The sequence below is a fragment of the Paenibacillus marchantiophytorum genome, assembly GCF_014640555.1.
Classification (GTDB): Bacteria; Bacillota; Bacilli; order Paenibacillales; family NBRC-103111; genus Paenibacillus_E; species Paenibacillus_E marchantiophytorum.
Genome location: NZ_BMHE01000018.1, coordinates 54195 through 77780 on the forward strand (window position 1 = coordinate 54195; position 23586 = coordinate 77780).

17 protein-coding genes are annotated in these 23586 nt (G+C 42.3%); 4 read left to right on the top strand and 13 right to left on the bottom strand.

From position 1 onward, the window contains the following. Positions 1-212: 212 nt before the first annotated feature. Positions 213-3338, bottom strand: a complete 3126-nt coding sequence (locus IEY34_RS17895) for an AfsR/SARP family transcriptional regulator (RefSeq protein ID WP_189013621.1) — start codon at positions 3336-3338, stop codon at positions 213-215. A gap of 330 nt (positions 3339-3668) precedes the next feature. On the opposite strand from IEY34_RS17895, the gene IEY34_RS17900 reads away from it, so the two are divergent. Then, positions 3669-4001, top strand: a complete 333-nt coding sequence (locus IEY34_RS17900; protein WP_189013623.1) for a DUF1904 family protein — start codon at positions 3669-3671, stop codon at positions 3999-4001. 124 nt (positions 4002-4125) lie between these two features. Here the strand turns inward: IEY34_RS17900 and IEY34_RS17905 are convergent, their stop codons facing one another. Together IEY34_RS17905 and IEY34_RS17910 are read right to left on the bottom strand one after the other, a co-directional pair. After that, entirely contained in the window at positions 4126-4587 is a 462-nt protein-coding gene (locus tag IEY34_RS17905; RefSeq protein WP_189013625.1) for a DUF8821 family protein, read from the bottom strand. Between the two features lie 23 nt (positions 4588-4610). After that, positions 4611-5090, bottom strand: coding sequence for a GyrI-like domain-containing protein (locus IEY34_RS17910; protein WP_189013627.1), 480 nt, complete (start codon positions 5088-5090; stop codon positions 4611-4613). A gap of 107 nt (positions 5091-5197) precedes the next feature. Between IEY34_RS17910 and IEY34_RS17915 the strand changes: the two genes are divergently transcribed. Then, complete coding sequence (locus IEY34_RS17915; RefSeq protein WP_189013629.1) at positions 5198-6163, top strand: helix-turn-helix transcriptional regulator; 966 nt, start codon at positions 5198-5200, stop codon at positions 6161-6163. A gap of 235 nt (positions 6164-6398) precedes the next feature. Here IEY34_RS17915 and IEY34_RS17920 read toward each other — a convergent pair whose 3' ends face one another. The 6 genes from IEY34_RS17920 to trpB form a co-directional block, all read right to left on the bottom strand. Then, positions 6399-7448, bottom strand: coding sequence for a type II TA system antitoxin MqsA family protein (locus IEY34_RS17920; RefSeq protein WP_189013631.1), 1050 nt, complete (start codon positions 7446-7448; stop codon positions 6399-6401). Positions 7449-7638: 190 nt separating this feature from the next. Next, on the bottom strand, positions 7639-7998 hold the full coding sequence (locus IEY34_RS17925) for a hypothetical protein (protein ID WP_189013633.1): 360 nt from the start codon (positions 7996-7998) through the stop codon (positions 7639-7641). 441 nt (positions 7999-8439) lie between these two features. After that, positions 8440-9543, bottom strand: a complete 1104-nt coding sequence (locus IEY34_RS17930) for an ATP-dependent nuclease (RefSeq protein WP_189013635.1) — start codon at positions 9541-9543, stop codon at positions 8440-8442. Between the two features lie 493 nt (positions 9544-10036). After that, a complete protein-coding gene (locus IEY34_RS17935) occupies positions 10037-15319 on the bottom strand; it encodes an S-layer homology domain-containing protein (RefSeq protein WP_229757709.1) in 5283 nt (1760 codons plus the stop codon). A 571-nt stretch (positions 15320-15890) separates the two neighbouring features. Next, positions 15891-17630: an ABC-F family ATP-binding cassette domain-containing protein gene (locus IEY34_RS17940; protein ID WP_189013639.1), complete on the bottom strand. Its 1740-nt coding sequence runs from the start codon at positions 17628-17630 to the stop codon at positions 15891-15893. A gap of 194 nt (positions 17631-17824) precedes the next feature. Then, on the bottom strand, positions 17825-18985 hold the full coding sequence (gene trpB / locus IEY34_RS17945; protein ID WP_189013641.1) for a tryptophan synthase subunit beta: 1161 nt from the start codon (positions 18983-18985) through the stop codon (positions 17825-17827). 226 nt (positions 18986-19211) lie between these two features. Between trpB and IEY34_RS17950 the strand changes: the two genes are divergently transcribed. Then, entirely contained in the window at positions 19212-19871 is a 660-nt protein-coding gene (locus tag IEY34_RS17950) for an FMN-dependent NADH-azoreductase (protein ID WP_189013643.1), read from the top strand. Between the two features lie 205 nt (positions 19872-20076). Here the strand turns inward: IEY34_RS17950 and IEY34_RS17955 are convergent, their stop codons facing one another. Beyond that, complete coding sequence (locus IEY34_RS17955) at positions 20077-20379, bottom strand: hypothetical protein (protein ID WP_189013645.1); 303 nt, start codon at positions 20377-20379, stop codon at positions 20077-20079. 152 nt (positions 20380-20531) lie between these two features. On the opposite strand from IEY34_RS17955, the gene IEY34_RS17960 reads away from it, so the two are divergent. Then, positions 20532-20705, top strand: a complete 174-nt coding sequence (locus IEY34_RS17960) for an Arc family DNA-binding protein (protein ID WP_189013647.1) — start codon at positions 20532-20534, stop codon at positions 20703-20705. A gap of 562 nt (positions 20706-21267) precedes the next feature. Here the strand turns inward: IEY34_RS17960 and IEY34_RS37875 are convergent. From IEY34_RS37875 to IEY34_RS37315, 3 genes are all read right to left on the bottom strand, one after another. Beyond that, the gene (locus tag IEY34_RS37875; RefSeq protein WP_189013757.1) at positions 21268-21507 is read right to left on the bottom strand and encodes an HNH endonuclease; all 240 of its coding nucleotides are present in this window, start codon (positions 21505-21507) and stop codon (positions 21268-21270) included. Between the two features lie 89 nt (positions 21508-21596). Further along, complete coding sequence (locus IEY34_RS17970) at positions 21597-22925, bottom strand: GTP pyrophosphokinase (RefSeq protein ID WP_189013649.1); 1329 nt, start codon at positions 22923-22925, stop codon at positions 21597-21599. 91 nt (positions 22926-23016) lie between these two features. Further along, positions 23017-23139: a hypothetical protein gene (locus tag IEY34_RS37315; protein ID WP_268240139.1), complete on the bottom strand. Its 123-nt coding sequence runs from the start codon at positions 23137-23139 to the stop codon at positions 23017-23019. Positions 23140-23586 lie beyond the last annotated feature (447 nt).

The following is a 23586-nucleotide window of genomic DNA, read 5'->3' on the forward strand; positions in this document are numbered from 1 at the left end:
AATTTGCCAGAAACAGCAAAATAGCGGACTGGAGTTCCCTCACCCCCGCGATATGGATACTTTTGGCTAGAATAGCGGACTGTAGTTCCCTCTGTTCGCAAAAGGCGGCTGGAGTAACTCCGCGCTCACTCCAAAACATATAAACTCTTATATATCAAAAAAAAGCAACGCCTTGAAACCACAAACTCTTTTTACTCAAGAGTTTTCCAGTTTCATGACCTTGCTTCATTGTTGATGATCTGCGTTATTTTCAATAACTGTTTAACAGCTTGATTAGGCTCTACCCCGAATTCTGCCTGAAGCATTTTTCTTAGTGCATCATATTGCCTCAATGCCGTATCGCGTTTGCCAGCCAGCATACATATATGGATTAACTTCGTGTGAATAACCTCTTGCAGTGGATTGCATTCGAGGGCTTTCCTTAATAAGTTCTCAGCAGCAGAGAAGTTCCGTTCCTGCATGTAATGCTCCTGCAGCTTCAACAGCATGTCGACGTATTCGTTTTCCAGACGACTTCTGGTCTGCTCGGCCCATAAATAACCGCCGCCTTCCATGTAACCCGTTTGATAGATTCGAGTCAATTCTTCTTCATAGGCGTGTAAATTTTCGCTACTTACCGGAACCCCCTCGGATAGCTTTCTAGTGAACTCATCGTAATCGCATTCCAAACGACTCATGTCCAAATTGTAATACCCTCTGTCATAATAAACGATTCCATCAAGCCCGATTGTAGTCAGGTTCCTTCGTAAATAGTGAACTGCTGTGTGTAACTGCGCACCTGCCCGTTCTGCATCCGCATCCGGCCACAAGCTCTCAATAATCCGATGCCTGTCCACCTGTTCTCCACGATGGTGCACAAGGTAGGCCATAAGTTCTTCTGTTTTGGAGGTGCGCCATTTTACTTCATTTCTATAGCCGTTTCCCGCCAGCACCTTAAACCTGCCAAAGCACTGTAATTTGACCTGCGTTCGTGTTTCCAGAGCCACATTCGAGATATTGAAGGCTTGAAGCAATTTGTGTACATAATCCAATAAATGCGAGGGTGTATGCGCTGATTGGCGGCCTTGATGCGTGCTCGAATAGACGGACAACATCTCCTCCATTACATGGCCCTCATCCGCGAAGCTGCGAATGAATCCTTCCGGCTCCGCCAAGCTCAAAGCGGTTTCCAGCATACCGAGCGCCTTCTGCGTCAGGCCAGCGCGATACAACGTCACGCTTTGCAGGATAACCATTTTGAGACGATCGCGAAGACGATCCTCTTTCCAGAACAACCGTTGCAAACGCTCCGATAAAGATATGGCTTCGTCCGTGCGCCCGCATGCGGCAAGCACTCTCGCCAATGCCATAAGCTCTGCCACGCCATTCAGCGATACTTCATCCGCAGGAGCCATCCCGCACCGTTCCAACCATTCCAACGCATATAGCAGGGAACCTTGCCGCACGGCCAAACAAGCCTGCTCCGCTTCAATCTTCCGCAAAAACCGTCCATAATCCGGCGATTCGATCCGCAATTTCAACTCCTCTAGCAGTTCTAGGGCTCGGGCCTGATTTCCCAACGCTTGCTGAACTCTCGAAGCGCTGACGTATATTTGCAACAAGCTCCGCGGATTGTATTTCTTGCCTCTCTGTTTCAACACCTGATCTATAAGAGCTTCGGCTTCCTCCAAACGGTTCCATTCATACAGTACCAAACTGTAAGAAGCATGAAAAATCGCGGCAGACGGATGAGCTTTACGGTGTCCCCAATGTTGAATCCACTTGATCATAAATGCGGCGGCCGCATGGTAATTGTTAATATAGGACATGTGATCATCGAATTCATCGTAACCGTAAAATTTGTTGTCCCCCATGGATTCAAAGAGACTGCCTTCCGGCGCAACGCGCTCCGACAGCTCGAAATAGTTCGATATGCCATCCAAATCTTTTTGGAAATAACTCGCGCTCGCACACAAAAAGTACATGTTGCCCATCATCTGTTTCCATTCCGCCTCGTCCATGCTCCCTCGCATGGCTTCATAGCGGATTTTCGCCTGCTCTATCTTTAGACTGGCCGCTTCCCATTGCCGAATGCCGATTAAGAGGGATAAATGAAACATTTCGACCATGGGCTGCTTCGACAGGAAGCTTTCCGGCAATTGCAAAACCCATCCACTTACTTTCTCAGCCTTTTTATGCAAAAAATCTTGAAGATTTTTTTCGATTACCCGAACGACATCATCGTACTGGCGCCCTTCCAAGTAATGCTCGGCCGCCGCCTCTCCAAAGCCGTGAGACTCCTGCCACTGCGCCGCATGAACATGGGCTTGCGCCCATAGCTCGGGAGCTGTTCGGGCAAACTGCCTCTGCAAAAAATCGGACAGCAAATGGTGATAACGGTACCATTGCCTATGATCATCCAGCGGGATCGTAAACAAATTCAACTGTTCTAATTTTTCCAAATACGTCTGACCGTCCGAATGTCCCGTAACGGCTTGGCATAGGGAATTATTCATGCGGCTTAGAATAGACGTCCGGAGCAAAAAAGCGCGCATGTCTTCCGGTAGATCACGGAATACTTCCTCGAGCAAGTAATCGGAGATATGATGCTGATGGCCGCTGAATTGCCTTATGGATTCCGCGATGTTATCGCTGCTCTTCAACGTAAGTGCCGCGAGCTGCAACCCGCTGATCCAGCCTTCCGTCTGATCGAACAGCTCCGCAACTTGCTCCCTGGATAGCGACAAATCTGTCGTATCTCGGAAGAAGATCAACCCTTCTTCCGGATGAAACCGCAAATCCTGTACCGTAATTCGCCGCATTTCTCTTTTGGCCAGCAGCCTGGCCGTAGGAATGGTCAAATCGGTACGGCTCGCGATATAGAGATGAATGTGAGCAGGCATGTGCTCCAACAGATAAGTCAACGACTTCTGAATATCGGGATGCTCGATGAGATGGTAGTCGTCTAGAACGATCACCAGTTCGCCGAATCGTTGGTCCAGCGCGTTCAGCATAGCCGAGATCGCAGGCTCCAAGGATACAGAAGACGCCGACGGCCCTTTTTCCAGAAACGGCCAAACCGTTTGGGCGAAACCGGGAACCTTCTCTTGAATCGAAGCGGTAACACAGCTCCAAAACGGAATCCATGCATCGTCCTGCTTGTCTAGCGATACCCAAGCCACTTGGGCGTCGCTTTGTCTCGCCCATTCGCTCAACGCCGTCGTCTTCCCGTAACCAGCCGAAGCGGTAATCAGCGTCAACTTGGCCCGCAGCCCCTCGTCGAGTTTGCGTATCAACCTTGGCCGAGGCACTAAAGCGTTATGTGCATGGGGGATGTATAGCTTCGTTTGAACAATCATCTGGAAACCCTCCATGATAAATTCTATATTCCCTCGACCATTCAAAGACAGCTTATATTTAGATTCTGCGCCGCCCTCTTAAAGCTGCAGTTTTTTTCGAATGATTATTATTTCGACAATAATATACATAATCCTACATAATTAGTGCTAATACAGCTGATAAAAAATGAGACTAAAAATTTCGCCCTACTTGTGATAAGGTTCAGCGTAACGGGGCTATCGGCGTAAATGGAGTATCTAAATCCGGAAAATTTTTTCCATTTGCCACAAACAAACTTGTACATATAAAATAAGAAAATAATAAAGGCTATATCAACAGGAGGATATTAGATGCCGCAATTAATTTTTAGAGGAATTCCAGCCGAGGGCATACGCGCAATTAGCATACCTCTCGTAGAGGAGATGGCCACAATATGCCAATGCGGAACGGATAATTTCACCTTAGAGTGCCTTCACGTCACCGCTATATTCGACGGTAAATATACCGATTCGTATCCTTTCATCGACGTATGGTGGTTTGAACGCGGGGACGAAGTGCGCGATAAGATGGCCGAAGCGATTGATAAGTATGTCCGATCGCTCGGTATACCCGATCTGGAGATTTCATTCCGGGTTGGCCGCGAGGACAATTTCTATATGAACGGACGCCGTTATCATTCCTAGCCGATGAAACAGCAAAACGGCAAGTTATGAGCCATCCCGTTTAGGATGGCCCTCTCTTTGATCTCGCCTCTCTCTTACAAAAAGAAAAAGCGAATGGATAACTCCCATTTCGCTTTTGCTTACTTTAATATTCTCCTTTAATCACAAAAAATGAGCCCCGAATAGTTCCAGCTAGTTTAGACTTCTGCCTAGCAAACTTAAACTTCCCTTCCAACTCCTTGGGAATCTCCATTCCCTCAGAAAGCTTAAAACCAACAGCCCGCTTCTTAGGGTCATCAACCGTATACATGACATTGATCCCAAGACCATCCTCATAAAAGACGTAGGTAAATTGGATATTTCCCACTTGAAAACGCGATGTTTCTAAAGGCTTAGCCGCAAACGCAATATCACGTTCTTTCAAAATTTGGTTTGCATAATCAAGGTTCTCCTGACTTTCGCTAGCGGGTACGACCGTAAATTCATGTTTGTATTTGTTCATAAAGTAACGAGCTTCATTAGCACGTAAACCAGCAAGCGCTTCTACTACAGGTGAAGACTCTAAACCAACCGTAGATACATTTTTAAAATCAACGATATAGGACATTCTCATCCCTCCAATGATCTCGTTTATTTCCTAACAACGGGAATCCATACTTCACCATAGACGAGGCCGTCTCGCTGCCCCATCTCAACCGTTGCGTTGGGTCCGCCAACATAGGCAAAAATTTGGGCTTCTGGCAAGACTTGACCAAAGGCAATGCCGGTAAGCTTATTGCTCATCTCTTCGGCCGTATTCCCTTCGCCTTTAACGACAAGGTATTGCCCCTTCGGGAATTCAATAACTCTGTGTTCTTCCAGTACCGATGCTTCTGTCATGACACCAGCATAATACATCATCTTGTGATTGACAGCTTCGTTCACGGCAAAAACGTAGTCATTCGTGGCAATGGCCTTTAAAGCGCTAAGCCTTCCATCCTGTTCCACTGCCAGCCAAAAGTTTTCCTTCTCCTTGTTCATGCCGGCATAATCTGTGTAATCGCTCTTCAGCTCCGTGCCAATACCTAGAACGATAAAGCTGTCTTTTTCCTCAAGGGTATACATTGCCATAATCAACACTCCTTATTTTGAATTGATCAAATGATTTGTTTTTCCACTTGATACGTTTATAATACCTATAAACCATGTCAAAAAATGATACTGTTTAGAGGGGCCCCATGAAAAAAGTTGAACGGATTAACATCATCATGCGGTACATCAACAACCGCGCCCACTTTACCATTTCTGAAATTATGAGAGAATTCAACATATCTCGTTCGACAGCGATTAGAGATGTCAGAGAAATTGAGGCGATGGGAATGCCGCTTGTCGCCGAAGTCGGGAGGGACGGGGGTTATTTTGTCATGAACAACTCTGTCCTACCCACTGTCCGCTTTACTGATAATGAGATTAAAGCTCTTTTTATTGCCTTCATGGCCACAAGAAATCAACAGCTTCCCTATCTTAAGAGTCGCCAATCTTTAGCGGAGAAATTACTAGGCCTCATCTCGGAAAACCAGCAGGATGATCTTGTTCTGTTAAATCAAGTTTTGCTGTTCGAAGGAACCAACCCCCATAATCCCGAGCTGCTTGATCTGTCAGATCTGCCCCACCCTATGTTAGAAAAACTCATCCAAATCCTTCTTAAGGACAGCTATTTAGTGGTTTCCGTCGAAGAAGGAAGGGAAATAAAGTCTTATCCCATTTACCTCATGCATCTATATCGTAAAAAAAGCTCCTGGCAAATTGAAGGCTTTGACCTAGAGGAGAAAAAGAGGCGGATAATTCCTGTCGACAATCTTACCGATGTCAAACCATACCCTGAGAAAAAAAGAATAAGCAAGAAGACCATTGTCGAACAACTAAGCAAGCAGGAAGAAGCCATTAACCTAGTCCTCGAACTCGGCCCAAAAGCGATTGCCCAGTATAAAAAGTATTATCCATTAAATATTTCCATTTCATACACGAATCCTTATCAAGCCACAGCTGTTCTAAAAACATTCATCAATGTTCATCATGCGGAAGAATTGGCAGAAATAACAAATTGGCTGCTTTTCCTAGGTGAAGACATCAAGGTTAGGGAGATGCCGAAAGAGGTTTTGGAGGGCTTGCAGGAGAGAATGGATATTTTAGGGAACAATTGAAGCCAGAATAAACTTCTTATACGGCTGTCGGAAACAGGAGTTATGAGTGCACCAATAGGTTGCCATTACGATCCTAGCTGATTGGGAGCAGGGCGAATATATGGCAATATGTATTTTGCCTACAATATTTTTAGCCGCTCTTATGATACGGTTTCACTATAAACGCTATATCGGCTAATTTTTGCGTAAAGTAAAAAAGCCCTCTGACCAAGAGGGCTTTTACTAGCCTTCAAAATTATACAAGATCAAATTCCCTTAGATCTTTCGCATATTTATAATCGATTGGCTGTTCCTCCCTCGTTTCTTTCCATGCCAATTCTTCGTGTGAATAGTCACTTATTCTACGTGAACCGAAGTCACGAAATACACTTTTCACTTCTTCAAGAATCCCAATTTCCGCAGGACTAAAGAGTGAGGGATCAAATTCTTGATTGGCCCTTACAGTCATCTTAGTCCAGCCCTCATCATTAATTAATGTTTCCTCAATATCTATAACATCCATATGTTTTAGATGCGCTATCGTTATTTCATGATCTTTTGGTACCGGGCCAAATGGAAATCGAGTATACACCGCTCCACTCATTGAAGTTGTATGTCTTTTAAATTTAAGGAAATCCGCATACCATAATAGTTTCATTAATTTAGTTTTATTCACTCCACCATTATTGGTAAAGTAAAGAACCATATTTACAAATTTCTCTAAATTAAAGGGTAAATATCCACTCAATTGAGTTCGTTCAAAAGGCTTATAAATCGACTCGATAATTTCTTCATCATCTTGCATAAATTCTACATACTGTTCATTCTTACCCCCTTGTTCTAATTGCCAAGCATTTAATATCTCTTCAGTTTTCTTTAACTCCCTTGGAGATAACTCATGTTTATTATTAGAAAAATATTCAAATATCCGCCGCGGCTCCTCTTGAAGCTCCCTATAAATAGCTACATGTTTATCACTAGGTAGGTCTCCCGCTTCATGTCGGCTAACACTAGCTGAACCAATCCCGAGAATCTTTGCAAAAGGCCGTAACCCTAAACCTTTAAATTGGATTCGAACATTGCGGATCTCATCGACCGGTATCCCGTAAAGATCTACATAAGTATCATGGATTTTCTTTAATTGTGTATTCATATAGCTTTCATCAGATACCTCATTGCCACATTCTTTACAGATCAACTTAGTTAATTCAACATTGATTTCTTTACCTTGAACTTTAACCGTCTTTGGCACGATCAATTCTTCCGACAGGTGCTCTTTGTCACACTCATCGCAGTATTTGAACATTTAGCATCGCTCCTTAAATAATTTACACTCATCTAGTGTTATTCATCCATTACGACATCGTCCATTTTTTTGTAAATAACCTAGGTTATTAAGACTTTCCTACACTTAATCATGAATTCTAAGTAAATTTATTTGAAATAATAAGGGGAGCTGATAACAAAATTCTCCCCCTATGTACTTGTTTTTGACCTCAATTATCTTCACTACTCCTCATAGCTCTCGGCCCAAACTCGACCGGATGACAGCTAATCGACACACATTTTCCATTGCTACTCTTAATTTTGAGCTTAATATATGCCCATATGCCATTCGGCATCTCCTTCTCAAACGCGTAAACCAAATCTCCAGACCCGTCATGATCCAGTTCAGGAGGCTTTTGCTCCTCTTCTTTATCAAGCGTCATCATCATATTCCACAACTTATCCAATCCATCTACTCCTAAGTCCATTAAATCTTGCTCCCAATTACGCTCTTTTCGTTTCACAAAATGCCGCGTACTGGTTTCTGCCATCAAAGGTATTGCTACCGCCAGAAAGTCATCCGTTTCCACCCTTCTCACCTCCTTGTTACTTATTATATCACACGAGACCTTAAAATATGCTATCATGATAACGTATTTATAATTAAAGTGATATTATGATAGCACTTTAATATCCTCCGCCCTGCCAAATCCCGCTTCAATGCATAGCAAAAGACCCCTCTGCATGGGTCATAGAGGGGCACCGGTTACAAAAGGTATACTACGGCTTTATTGAAGCTGAGTTATTAATATAGAGTCTTCTTTGAACCCCTATATCTTCTTCCAAGGTGTGTGTACAGTGAGTATAGCTCTTTCCTGCCTACATTCTTCTCTCTTTTAATGCTCTTCTTATTAATGGCAGCCACCTTTTTAAAAATTAAAGACGTCGCATTTTCAGCACACCCCATCTTAAATGATTTGATGAAATTCAAAAGGAGTAAAGCAACCCTTCACAGAGGATAGGAAAATTGATCAGAGAGAATGAGTTGTAACCATAACTTGCCAATCCCCTTTTGTCGGGAGATCATACAACACCTTACATGCTTCTCTCACGGCATTAGGGTGGAGACATAGTTCTGGTTCATCCAATAAAAGAACATGTGGACGAGTTGATTTTGATTTTTTAGCGCTTTCAGCTTGAGCAATTAATCTAAGAGCAGACCATAATAATGTCCGTCTCGCCCCACTACCTTGTTTATCGATAGCACTTTGATAACCAAGTTCAGGCCCCATTAAGAGCTTAGCTGAATTTTTGAACAAAGAAACATCATTTTCAATATTATCTTCTGCCTTAGAATCAAATTTTACTACGTAACCAGGGAAAATACCTGAGATTGCAGTAGAAAGCTCTGTTTCAATTGATTCTATTTCTGATCTTGACTCGTCCAAAATCTTCTTTTTAATCCCTGAGAGCTGTATGAGCAATCTAGCATACTCCGTTTCTTCTCCCTCTTCAGAAGTCGTCATTTGCAGTGCCTTAACACGATCTTTTATAATTGCAGTGAGCAAATCGACAATTTGTTTCTCTTGTTCTAAAGGATGAGCAAAGGCTTCTACCCTATGTGGCTGCGGTCTATTCTCCTTCGCAACATTGGGTGCTCCCCATGGAACTTGGTTATCCCAATCTTTCTTTTCAACATCAAACCCTTGACGTTTAGGATCAGTATTAGGTGAACTCCAAATCCAACGCTCCCGTACAATTGCCTCTTCATTTTCCACATTCTTTTGAACCCATCTAACCGCAGGAGAGGTATCACCATTTACAATAGTATGGAGTTCAATTTCAGGAAGCTTGTCCGGATTGACAATCCCATTAGGGAAATTGGCTTCGGAGAGCTGAGCCTTCTTTGAACCATGACTCATAACTACTTCATAAGCTTTTAGTATTGAGCTTTTACCAGCATTATTAGGTCCAACTAGAACTACGATATCATCCAAATCAATTGTTACGGAATTACTTCCGATAGAGCGGAAATTTCTTATAATCATTCTTCTAAGTTTTGGACGGCTCGCTTCAAACCATAGAAATAAATCTTCTGAGTCTTCCTGAACTTTCTTTTTCGGTGGTATTTCCATCACTCCAATGGGTATATTTTACTAATTAAATATAATTATACCATTTATTGGGAGTATGTTCCATATAAAAATAGGTCTCAAGAACCCACAAGGGTGATCTACTGTGGGTAGTTAACATTTCTAGACATCGACACTCCAGGCAGGCTCTTTGTGCTGGACAGGTGTGACTATATTGTCGTATTAGATCACAACTGCTTACATTTAGCATCTCTAGCAAATAAATAGTCCTGCCTAAGTAAAAAGCTTGTTTCCATTCAGCATGCTCTGGTTGAAAACCGTTGCCGTTACTTATGATACGGTTTAGCTCATCATCTCTAGGGGGAAATTTTCTACACCGCGGCGCTTAATATTTCCCCCTTTTGTATAGTCATTTGTGATGTTTTTCTCCGCGCTGTCTGTAACGGCAAGTTTTTAAAATGGATTATTACTATTACCGAACACAAAAACAAGGCTGCTTTGAAAGTCACTTCAAAGCAGCCTTGCTTATTTTCATTTATTTGCCCTTTTGCGCCAACATCTTCAGTAGCACCGTTACTGACTCTGCTCTTGTCGTTTTATCGTGCGGAGCAAATGCATTCGCGCTTTTACCTCCGATAATACTCAGCTTTTTCATAGCCCCCACTGCACCTTTCGCCCAATCCGGAACGTCTTTGTCGTCCGCGAAGCCTGTTTCCGTTGCAGCTTCAACTGACTGTCCAAGCGCTTTTGCGATCATCACTGTCATCTCGGAACGTGAAATCTCGGCATCCGGCCGGAAGGTGCTGTCTTCATAGCCTGTAATGATGGCCGCTTGTATCGCTTGCGCGACCGATTTCTGCGCCCATGTTCCGATCTTTCCTTTATCCGTAAACGTCAGCTCGGCTCCATTCCCTTGCGGCTTGAGCGTATTTATCAGCATAACCGCAAATTCCGCACGCGTTACGGTACGGTTCGGATTGAACGTACCGTCCGGATAGCCGCTGACGATCCCGAAGCTTACCGCTTGCTTGATGCTCGCCTCAGCCCAGTGTCCGGAGATATCGCTGAAGTTGACTGGCTGCTTCGTGACTGTCGCTGAATCTCCGCCTTGACCTGTTGCGAGTACCGCATACTTCGTAAAGTGGTTAACTTTTATGGTGATGGTATTTCCTTTTACTTCGCCGCCGACTTCCACCCATACCTTCTTTATTTCGTCGTAGAAAAATACAGAAGGTTTTTGATTGCCCTTTAACCTTTTCGGATCGAAGGTAAAAGTCATCGTGATTTCCTTGTTGAAGTTTTCCGGGAAGTTTTTTAGAATTTCGAATACCGGGCTGACCAGAGCATCCTTGCTTGTAAGCAGCTTTTGTGTGTCTGCCACTTTTTCTATCGTTATTTTCAATTCTTTGCCTGTCGCATCGGCAGGAATCATAATTTTGACTCCATCACCCAGGCTAACCTCGCCAGATTTACCGATGGAAAGCGTTAGCGTACCGTCGGTCGAGATCACTGTATTGTTTGATGGAGTTAATGATGGAGTGCCGCCATCGCTAGAAGAGCCGCCCGCGTTGTTGATCGTCCACTTTGCATATAGGGTCGTGTCTGCCGTGATCGAAATGGTGAAATTGAACAGTGTCGTCAACATGCCGTCGCTGTACCACCCGCCGAACGTGTACCCGCTTCTCGTCGGATCAGTTGGTTTTGTGGACGTACTGTTATAGTGCACTGGCTGGCTGCCCACCGCTGAACCGCCGTTACTATTGAAGCTGACAGTATACGTGTTGGCCATCCACTTTGCGTACAGTGTCACGTTAGACGTACCCATGATGAAAGGCGACCCTTCGGCGTAGCTCGTTCCGCTTCCGTCCGCTTCCGTATTCCAACCTGCGAACGTATAGCCTGTCTTCAACAAATTTCTGGTGTTCCCATATACCGAAACGGTAACTCCTTGCGCGTATGAGCCACTGTCGGTCGGTGTGTTGCCAGATATAGCGCCGTTGCCGTTATACGTCACCGTATACGACGGAATCTCCGTTACGGTCATCACCGTTACCGTATACGTTATTTTCGTGGTTCCATCCTGCGCGGTAACAATAACCTTTTTGCCAGTTGCCAAAACAGTCGCTACCGTTATTCCATCTGTATCATAGACATCAAACGTTGCATTCGCTGCCGGTGTGATCGCTGCCTTGAGCGCAGCTAACGTTGTTTCGTATGGAATGTTCGTGATGCTTTCATTCGCGGTATGGCCGGTGCTTACCTTTCCTATAGTGGATGTCAGCGTTGCATCTGTGCTTACGCTCACTATGTCTGGCTTAATGCTCAAGCTATGTGCAGTACCTTTGAGTGCCGACTTTACTCCCATGATATTACTGACCATAACATCAGACACTATGATTTCTGTCGATCCAGCATCTAATCCGTCTTTAACCTTAAAATTCAAGGTTAATGGATGATTCTTCTTTAGTGCTTCATCCTCGCTCAAATTATAGGATAATACTCTCTCTACGCCAGGAGCTGTTTTAGTGGCTTGATTAATCTTCACTCCTGTCTTTTCAAAATCTGAGACGACAGAGACAAGCTCCAACTTAGTATCATCATACTTTATCGTCAAATCTTGCCCGTACGCGGACTCTTTTACCCCTGCAAGATTTACCCCTACTGCAAAGGCATCACCACTAATAACCTCATCAGGTCCTGTTAACTGAGCCTGAGCGGCAACTGTCGCATATAGCCCAACCTGATTAATTCTCGCCATATTGTTAGGCCACTGACCATTGTACTGATCCGCAACCGTAATATAGATTCTGAAGTAGCGAGCAGTAACGGGTTCTTCCAGCAGACGATCTGTCACATTAGCCGTATTGCCAACTACGGGGTCTATATCATTCCAAGTTAAACCATCTGGACTGCTTTGCAGCACAAAGTCCTTGGTGGTATTCTGCACATTACCTCTAAATCCATCATGCTTGACAGCCCAGCGATTGATCGTGAACTCTCGTCCCAGATCAACCATCCACCATCGAGGTGTCGTATATGAGGTGTTTGCACTTACCCAGCCCTCGCTGTTATCATCCCAATTACCTGTGATTGCTCTGCCAGGGTCATAGCTGTCATGCGTGCTATTTGCGCTTGCTGTTGCACCGACCGCTACATTCTCGCCTGCAATATCCCTAACTACAACATGACAAATTACATATACACTAGGATCGCCTTCAATATACGCTTTAATATTGGCGCTTCCCGCACGCATTGCTGTAACTTTACCGAATATGTCTACAACTGCAACTTGCTTGTTATCAGACTCCCATTTAATGATGCTGTCAGGCCGAGCAGACCTGACAGTCAGCTTTTGAGAGTCTTGCGTGTATAGCTTCATTTCGTTTATATCCAGCTTTAAAGCACTATTCAATCCACCTTTTGGCTTTAGTTCATATTTTGTATTTGGCTTCGTTGCAAATGTGTATACTTCTCCTAGCAGGTTCGTTGACATCGTGCTTCCGATCAGAGTCCCATCTTCATAGACTTCCAATTCTTTACCCTGCCACGGATTAAGAACAACACATTGCTTGCCTTGTTCACTTAGAATTTGTACATAAGTCATTTGTCCAAACTCACTCTGATTCGCGTCAACCAGGAATGCACCCTTTGCACGCATTCTCTTGATCGTAGTTTCCTGATTATGATACCAGTTCGCAAAAATATTAATAAAGCCCTCATTGCTTTGTAACAATGAATCTTGCACTACACCTAATGTGTTGGCTCCACCGATATCTCCTATCGTATTATTCGCTCTCAGCCCACGCCAATCTCCAGCCTCAAGATCAATATTGCCAGCCTTGAGTTGCTCCATGATCTTGTCGATGTCATAGCCCAAGCGAGTTGCACTAGTTAATCGTCTCGCATTACCTTCCGCATTTCTCACATCTAAATAATTGAAATACTTCTCTTTCGATTCAGGAGAAGCTGTCATCCCGATCGAATCGAAGTAGTAGACACTTTGGATCGTAACTGGATTCCCTGTGCTGAACGTATCTCCGGGATCCCAAGGCGTACGTCCCTCATGCTCTTTTATCGTTTCCTTGCCATTCCAGATGAAGGTAGGAACAGGGCTCATATGGTCTATAATGTCCTGCCATATGGCTATCTTGTCCTGATCTACGCCAAGTGCCTTAGCAGCCTCGATCGTATTTCTTAACATATAGAGACAGGCATCCACATCCAGGATAGGGTTTCTCCCCGGATTTCCTTCATGTGTTGCTCCATACACAACATACTTTCCATTCTCCTTAGTGACATACTTCTCCCAAAATATCGAAGCCGACTTCATCATCGGATAAAGCGTTGTTCTCAAAAATTGTTCATCTTGATTGAATTGCCACATTTTCACGATCGGCATAAGAACAGAGGTTGCATTGGTTGGTGACTGCCAATAATCATTTTCATTATTAAACTGTTCTGTGGACGCTCCTCTTGGACCGATGTGAGTCGGGAATAGGGCTCCGCCTTGTATTCCTTCTGTAAATGGGTCCGGTCTTCCCGTCCCCATGATGACCCAGTTCAGATGTTCGGCAAGACTCGACCGTCTCATCGCCTCTGGCCAGAAGTCTACCAGGACATTCACATAGTTCGGTATGCCTTCTAGTCGATTGGCTGTTACGAGTGGATGAATCTGGCGCTGCATATCTGTATTGGTCGTATAGTCCCCTTGCCATGCAGGATTATCCGCGGCAGACCATGGGAATAGACCTGCTGGCAATCCCGCATTGTTCTCACTCGACACGGAGGTTGCACAGCCGAGCATATAGAGCATGCCATAGTACATGCGTTCTACACTCTCATCTTGGATATTAATATAGGACTTCAGCCAGTACTGCTTCCAATAATTTCGGTGTGCTTCGTTGGACGCAGCAATTGCCTCCGCTGTGCTTCTGGATTCAACCTTTGACTTCGCCTGAAGAATGACTTCACTGAGCTTATCCGTATCTCCATCCTGCATGCTGCCTTCAACAGCAGACACTAAAGTCACTTTCTCGCTTGCTGGCAGTGTGAAAGAAGTTGTATTACGCTTGGAGTCGATATTCTGCACGGCAACGTCGATATCATCAACAATCATCGAGGCTATCGCAGCATTGGCCCTCCAGCCCTTCCATGTACCCGTTCCACTCGCACGGTTGCTAGCCTCGCTGATTCCTGTCTTGGTGGCGATCATCAGCTTGCCATCGACACTTGCCGTCGTATTGCTATTAGCTGTCCAAGCCGCGACTTCCATCGCTAATGGAGCATCTGTCTTATTCACGATCTCGGTAACAATGAGATTTTCTTTGGCAGACAGCCAACTCTTCGTCTGAAAGCCCTCCTCAGACTGGGCAACAATCTCTGCAAGCTTCATGTCCTGCTCATATCTGAATGCTGATGCTGCTGCGGTATCTCCTGTGGCACGAATCGTGACGCCTCCGAGTGTGGTATATTGCTGACCGTTGTTCGATGCGCGATCTCTCCACATATCACTTCTGGATATGTAAATATTCTGCTCCCTGCGATCCCCTGCCATAAAAGCAAATACGGTGCCGTTGCCCATCAGCGGCCCATCTGGGCTGTAATTAGTATCCCATGGCGATCCTAGCTTAGTGTCCTTCGTATACACACCCTTGTAGCTATCTAGTATGCCAGATAGTTCTGTCCATTCATCTGTTGCTCCAGCTATTGATATTGGTGCTGGTGCAGCTGAAGCTTGAGGTATCCATCCGCCTACACCTATATAAAGGCTCGATGCAGTCAAACAAGTAACCATGAAGCCAGATATTCTCCGTTTCATCTTCAACAATCTAAACCTCTCCTCTCCGTTTTCCTTGAAATTAGTATCTTACTTAGCCATTTCCATATAATGGATACGCTTTCAAATTTACGTGTGATTTGAGTGAACGCTTAAGTTTCACGATACTATACACTTCATGATTTAACATTCCATAATTGTTTCCAACTTGCAAAGCTCATACTTGGATCTATACGCTGAAGTTCAATACTAGCTTGTCTGATTACCTCGTTGACTCATTTTGAACCCCTTTCTGTTTGATTGAATCGTGTTGATTGCTGCATGGCCACACACTTTATATATCACAGGGGAGTGAAGCAATATACTGTTCATTTTTCTTAAGTATCAGAAAATAACTGTACTTTTTGGATCCGTCGTTAAAATCTACTGTCTTTTTTATTAAAACGGCGTACTTCTCTATCAAAATCAATGTAGATTCGATCAGAATCCTTATGTTTCTGCGACGAACTATCTTGAATGATCTGTTGAAATTCAAAAGGAGTAAAGCAACCCTTTTAAGGTTGCTTTACTCCTTTGTGTTCATACCTTCATATTTCGATCAGAGGGCTGTAATTTAAAGCAACTTAATCAGCCCTTCTAGCTCATCAACCAATACTTTTGCAAGTTCAAAATTAGTATCTTTTAAAGCCAATTCTATTTTCATTTCAACCGATTTTTTATTTTGTTCAGTTTCTAAATAGTCTCTATCAAAATGACTAGCATAAATCATCTGTCTAAATTTCCGCATACTCATTTTTCTAATCGTCTTATCGTCAATGATCAGAACATAATCCATCCCATTTACAACAGAATAGAAATCATGAGAAATCATGAGAATCGCACCTTTATAGTCCTCAATGGCTTTCTCCAGTGCTATTTGTGTATAGGTGTCTAAATGGCTTGTCGGTTCATCAAGAAGCAAAACGTTTGCTTTACTGGCAGAAACCTTAGCCAATTGAAGCATATTTTTTTCTCCACCAGATAAAGATGCTATCTTTTGATTAACGATTTCGCCTTCAAAGCCATAGTTTGAAATATACGATCTAACCTCATCATACGTTTTAAACCCAGCATCGATGAATTCTTCTAGTATTGTATTAGAATCCTTTAGCACTTCGCCTTGAATCTGAGATAAATAAGCCACTTTAACATCCGCATTTATTTCAATTGAAGCATGATTATTTTTAAAGATATCTCGGAGTAAAGTTGTTTTCCCGGTACCGTTTGGGCCAATAATGGCTACTTTATCCGTAGATTTTATCTCAAAGTTAACATTGTCTAAAAGTAATTCATCAAACGTAACACTATAATTATTGACATTTACAACAATGGTGTCTTCAATTTCATTCTCAATACCGAAACTAATATTCGGTTGCTTAATATCAACAAATGGCGCTTTAATTCTACGCGCTTCCAATCTCTCTTGAAACCTAACTCTAGCTTTTAACGCTCTACCTCTAGAGGCTTCTGAATTATACGTTGCGATAGCTCTAAGATTATCAATAATGCTATCGTATCTCTCAATTTCTTCTTGTTCAGCGACTGCGATTTCTTGCAACTCAATCTTTGTCTGAAGTAATGAGAAATTATACTCAATATACCGCCCATCAAACTCTTGGATCTCCCTATTTTCAAGGTGTAGAATTTTGTTAAAACAATGATTCAACAGATATCGGTTGTGCGTAACAACTAACAGCATTCCTTTGTGAGAATTAATAAGATTTTTAAGCGCATTTAGGTTTTCAAAATCTAAAAATACATCGGGTTCGTCCATAATCATTAAGTCTGGACTACTAAGCATTTCCTTCATCACTTGAATAAGTTTGAATTCCCCACCACTCAGGTCGGATACCCTAAGGTCTTTTAGCTTCATGAGGTTTGCTAGATTTAGTTTCTTATTAATCTTGCTTTCGAAATCATCCCCACCGATTGAATCAAATGCGTCTAAAGCTAATTGATACTTTTCTAATAACGACTCAATATCCGATGATGTTTCCATTTCCGTACAAATAGCTGTTATTTCATTTTGTATCTTAATAAATTCTTCCCCTATATATTCAAAAACGGTTGTTTCTTTGGTTTTGTCGAATTGTGGGAATTGACTTACATGCCTAATTTTGCAAGTGGGATCTATTTCTAACTTGCCCTCGAACAAATATCTTTCTGGATCCATCAGTATATCGATCAATGTACTTTTCCCGCTGCCACTTGTTCCTATAAAAGCGCAATGTTGTGCCTCTTCAAGCGTAAATGAAATATTTGTATATAGTTCTTTTTGCGGAAATGAGAAGGATAAGTTATCAACTTTTATCATAGTATTACCTTTCTTTATAACTAAAATAGCGACTATTATTAGATGTATTGCAAAACATAGATTTTGAGCTTACCGTTGTTAGAGTAACACTGTTTACAACTAACTTCAATCCTATTTGAGTAATAGCAGTATCTACCTGTCCATCGTCTGCAGAGCAAAATTAAAAGGCGCCCTATTGGGCGCCCTCCGTATCTCTATTTGAGCATTTGATACACTTGTTCGACATCCTTATCCCCGCGGCCCGACAGATTGACGATAATAATTTGATCCTCGCTCATCGTCGGCGCCAACTGCTTGGCGTAGGCAACAGCATGCGCACTCTCTAAGGCAGGAATGATTCCCTCCGTGCGCGACAGTTCCTGGAAGGCTTCCAGCACTTCCTCATTCGTGACCGTTGCGTATTCAGCCCGCCCCGACACCTTCAGGTGGCTATGCTCCGGCCCAATACCCGGATAATCCAGTCCTGCGGCGATGGAATAAGTCTTCTTCGGCTGCCCTTCCTCATCCAGCAGCACTAAACACTTGAAGCCGTGTATGATGCTCGGAACGCCTTGCGTCAAAGATGGTGCTTGATCAGGCTCGACACCGATTAAGCGAACACTCGGCTCGTCGATGTAATGAGCGAAAGCACCAATGGCATTGCTGCCACCTCCTGTGCAGGCCACCACCGCGTCCGGCAAACGGCCTTCTTTCTCCACAATCTGCCGCTTCGATTCTTCACTAATAATGGCCTGGAAGTGCTTGACCATCGTTGGAAACGGATGCGGACCAACAGCGGAGCCAAGCAAATAAAATGTATTTTTATAATTGCGAACTAGATCATCCAGTGCCTCATCAACCGCATCTTTCAATCTTCCTTGTCCTTTATGAACCGGTACAACCGTCGCACCCAGCAGCTCCATACGGAACACATTAAGTGCCTGCCGACGTGTATCCTCAGCTCCCATATAGATGATGCATTCCATTTTAAACATAGCGCAAGCCGTTGCCGTAGCAACACCATGCTGTCCGGCACCGGTCTCAGCAATGATCCGCTTAGCCCCCATCCGCTTAGCAAGCAGGATTTGGCCAATTGCGTTGTTGATCTTATGCGCTCCGGTATGATTCAAATCCTCGCGCTTTAAGTATATTTTCGGCCCTCCCCAAGCTTTGGTCAGCCGCTCCGCATACGTCAATGGATTCTCACGTCCAACATACTCGCTTAGATAATAACGAAGCTCTTCCTTAAACTCCGGATCGTCTCTAAACTTATAAAATTGCTCACTCAAATAACTCAACACTTCCTGTAATTCCGGCGGAACGAAGCTGCCGCCAAACTCCCCAAAGTATCCCTCTTGCTTCAATTGTTGGTCCATAAGTAAGCGCCTCCATTTTATGAGATAGGAATGGTACTCTTCTTTTATCTTACCATAATTTTCTGGCGTCGTATTTAAAAGAAAGTAGGCAAAATATGTCCTGCAGCTTGGCCAACTTATTTACATAAACTTCTTGGTTTAATAAATTGACATGTAACTGGGGAAGATGGACTATATAAATCGGCGATTACTAGTATCTATAATAAACACCTAGGAGGAAATATACATGAGTAAATTACTTATCATCAATGCACACCCGGATTTTGATTCCAAAACCTCTGCAAGTCTCGATGTGTTTAACTACTTTCTGAAAGTATACAAAGAGAATCATTCGAATGACGAGATTATTGAACAAATTAATCTATATGACGACGAAGTACCCGCGCTTGATAAAAATGTATTGAGCGCATGGTCGAAACAAGCGGAAGGTAAAGAATTAACTACTGAAGAAAAAGAAGTAACAGATCGTATGAATACCCTGTTAAAGCAATTCAAAAGTGCTAATAAATACGTCATTGTATTTCCAATGCATAACTTCAGTATCCCTTCGAAACTAAAGGATTATATAGATAATGTTATGATTGCAAGGGAAACATTTAAATATATCAGTCCCCCAATGAGTAACGGAAGAGCATCCGTCGGACTTCTAGATGATGGAAGAAGCGTTGTTACCATTCAAGCCAGTGGGTCCATTTACACCAATAATGACTTTTATTCTGAACTGGAGTACTCGAACAAATTTTTGAAGTCCATGTTTGATTTAATGGGAATCGAAGATTTTGAAGCAGTTCGCATACAAGGTACAGCCTTCCTGGACAGAAATGAAGTATTACAAAAAGGATATAAAAATGCTGAAGAGCAGGCTTTAAAATTGGCGGTTAAATAAGGAATTGAAAAAGCCGATCTGTATGATCGGCTTTTTCAATTCCCCCCAATCCAATTTGTTTCAACCTATATCACTCCGAATTCACTCACTAAAAAGTGGTCCGACACTTGTGGTAAGGTTCAGCTTAACGGGTCTATCGGCGAAAAAGGCGATAAGGCCTACCACGGCTTGGTTTTTATAGATACCAAGCTTCTCTTACGTACGCTTAGAATTCATCCTCATTTTCCATCACTACTGACAGTCTTCGATTTAAGAATACTCCATCTATCAATCCTTGCCTGTACATAATTTCAATGGCTAGTGCCAATTGAGCTTGTTCTTTCTCTTCATAAGAAAAAATTGTTGGGTGTCGGTCTATTGGAACACACTTAAAAATCTCTTTTAATAAGGATTGAAGTTCTTTAGATAATTCTCGATATCCCTCATCTTGCTTCAGAACGTTATTCCCAATTTCTTCTGTTCTCATAGCGATAAAATCATACAAATAGGTTCTAAGACTCTTTATCAAATTCAACACTTCCCCTCAAAAAAGTGACATCAAAGTGAATTTTCAATTATTAATATAGTAAGGTGAAATCACTTAGATGTCAATGTGAACGTATATCCGCCCTATTCATATTGGTATAATATTGACATCACTTTGAAGGGGTATTGATTATTATGGCCACAAATAAACGGGTCTTTACCTTACGATTAGAAGAAGAAAATTTCGAGAAAATCAAAATGATTGCGGATAAAAACAAACGCTCCATTGCCATGCAAATTGAGTATCTCATCGAGCAACACATCGCTGAATTTGAACACAAGAACGGGATTATTGAAATTGACAAGTAATATCAACCTCAGTACTGCACTTAGTTTTTAATTCTGAGACTACAACAGTATGATAAGTGTCTCGTAATATCTCTCAGTTAACTCTTTTGTTATTTTCTCCGAATCAAAAATAGGGCAAAATTTAGCTTCATAAGTGTACTTTTAAACGCAGAATGGGCCATCAAATTAGATGGCCCATTCTACTTATTTATGTGCTCTTAATCCTCTTCTTGCTACTCCAAGATGCTGTGATTGAGCTTGTGAAAACTGTGCCGCGGGAGTATTACGAATCCATTGGCCTGGGTGAAGCCTATACGCAGCAAGTAGCAAGAGAGACAATGGAAGATCATTCGTGACCGCTGTGTTGGACGTTGTCCTTTGTTTTGGCTTGGTGGAGCGTGTAGGGCTATGCGTCTTACTTACGTCTTTTTAATTCCTCAACTATCTGAACAAATATACTTGAAAGGGTAATCTCCGAGCCGCCTTTAGCTTGATTCATATGTAAACCTGAATTACTAAAAAAGCGTTTCATCAACTCTTTATCTGCAAGCATCTCATTTACATCATCAATTCGGTCTGAGAGTTAAAAATTTCTCAACTCTCTCATGATATCTTCTTGAACTAAGACTGTGTAATCTTGCCTTTCTACCCAATCCAAAAACGCCTCACGAGATTTTGGATTCGGAGCCCGGTCGTGACAGCTTTTACACATCAGAAATAAATTATCCGGGATATCTTCTCCACCAAATTGACGAGCAATTATGTGGTAACGTTGAAGAGGCGACCTGTCCCAATTATTTACAAATTTACTCTCACTTATTATAACATCAGGTAATTTTTAGCCGTCACTTATGGTACGGTTCACCTCGTTTGAGGCTTCGGCAACGAAAAAGGGCCAATTTGAATTGGCCCTTACAGTTCAATGTTTAAGTTAAACTTCTCAACTACATAATCAACCAAATTTTTATATCTCTCATCTAATTCATCTCTCATTTGCCTTATAAGGTTCTCAATATAGGTTGCTGCTGATAATAAGGCTTCCTCTTCAGGAACCTTTATCCCATGTACTACTTCGTTCCGTAGACGTTTGAGGCTATCCAACTCGTATAATGTTTTTTTACTCATTATGTTCATTTCTCTTAAGGTGTTAGAATTATATACTGGGAGACTTGCATTTAAACCTTTCTCTTTAGCAATCTCAGATATTAGATATTCAAGAGCAACCCAAGTAGACATGAAGTGGCCAAAAGCGGAGTTTCTGTTTAAAGATTGTGAATCCTCCCTTAGGATATGTGACTGTGATTTTTTATTATACTCTCTCTTCGTCTCATTGAATATTGTATATCCTTCTTCATTTCCCGTAATAATATAATCGATTATTTGATCCACTATATTTCTTTTCTCTGTATCGGGATCTAGCCTTTGTACATATACTTCAAGTTTAGTTGGTTCGTTAAGGCTTACTTTTTCAAGAAAGCTATAGAGTAGTTCCGTGTTACCTAGAATAGGGTCTTGTTTCCCCTTTTTCTCATCGTTTTTCATCGCTTCGTATAAAAACGAAGCAAGTTCGAAATGACTATTAAAGGGTCTGCCCTTCTCAGCAACTCTTTTTTTTGCAGCATCTTGTAATCGTTCTAAGGCTATTTCTCCTGTTAGTACTAATCCATTTAATTCATCAAGTATTTTATACTCTTCATCAGAAAGAATTCCACTTAACGGCTTATATACTAGATCATGCTCAACTTCAGCCCAAGCATGCATTAAAACTGAGGCAACCTGTATCTCTATTATTCCATCATCATATCGTGTAAAAGCTTCTGTTGAGTTTTCTTTTAAGCTTATCCTATAATGATAGGCCCAGTATCCAGAGAAACGTTTTTCATATGTCGACACGGTACTTCCTGGAAACACTTTTTTCTTATGTACATAAAAAGTATTATTGATAATCTTGTCTATTTCCTCCCTGTCTTTTGGAAAGTAAATTGCAATTCGCACTCCTGCAAGGTCTACAATGTCATCATAGACTGCTTCTACCCTCGTATAAGGCCGCTCTTGATCTCTTTTTTCTAACTTTTCTCTTAGTCTGTCTGGCCTTTTAGCTCTACTCGTGACAATAGCTCTAATCCCATTTTCCTCTAGCAGGCTTTCACATTTCTGAGCACATAGAAAAGCTAACTTGCTATAATAATCATATTCTCTAGAATATCGGTTTAGGAACTTATCCACTACGGATATTGACAATATAGCCACCCCAATGTGTTTGGAAATCAAGAAATAATAATGGAACTTAATTAAAAAAGAGGGGCTGCAGCCCCTCTTCTTCGTCATGCATCTATTGCAGCAGCTTCTGAATTAAGATAAGCACTAGACCAGCAGTTACGTTGATCATTACCCCCATCACAAACGGTGCTACAACATTGCGCTTCTTGCGTTTGTTCTTCCTGGTTTTTCTCATACGACCTCCATGAGGTGTCGTACCGAGACTAGGCAGAACATAATTTAATAATTTCCTCATGACAGATGCGAAACATCAGCCATTTCATTTTTATTTCCACCAAATTCTTACATATTCGTACTGACCATTATTAAGTAGTCATATACGTCTCCTGCACTCTTAAAGAGTGCATTAAACCAAAGAAAAGCATTGGTTTTTTCGAAATGTCTCGACACATGAGTTCTTCGACTCTCGTGTAAGTCATTATCCTCTAATGCTCTACTAGCCCACAAGTACAAGACCCGCGGTTTAGTGTAGGGGGTTAGCCCTTCTTCCATTATATACTATATATTCTGTATATTCAATGAATTCAGGTACAACTTCTCTTCTAATAGAAGATACTAAAGTCGATTGCTTCATATTGATTATATCTATCTTTTGCATACTCGATTTTCATACTACTTCGTA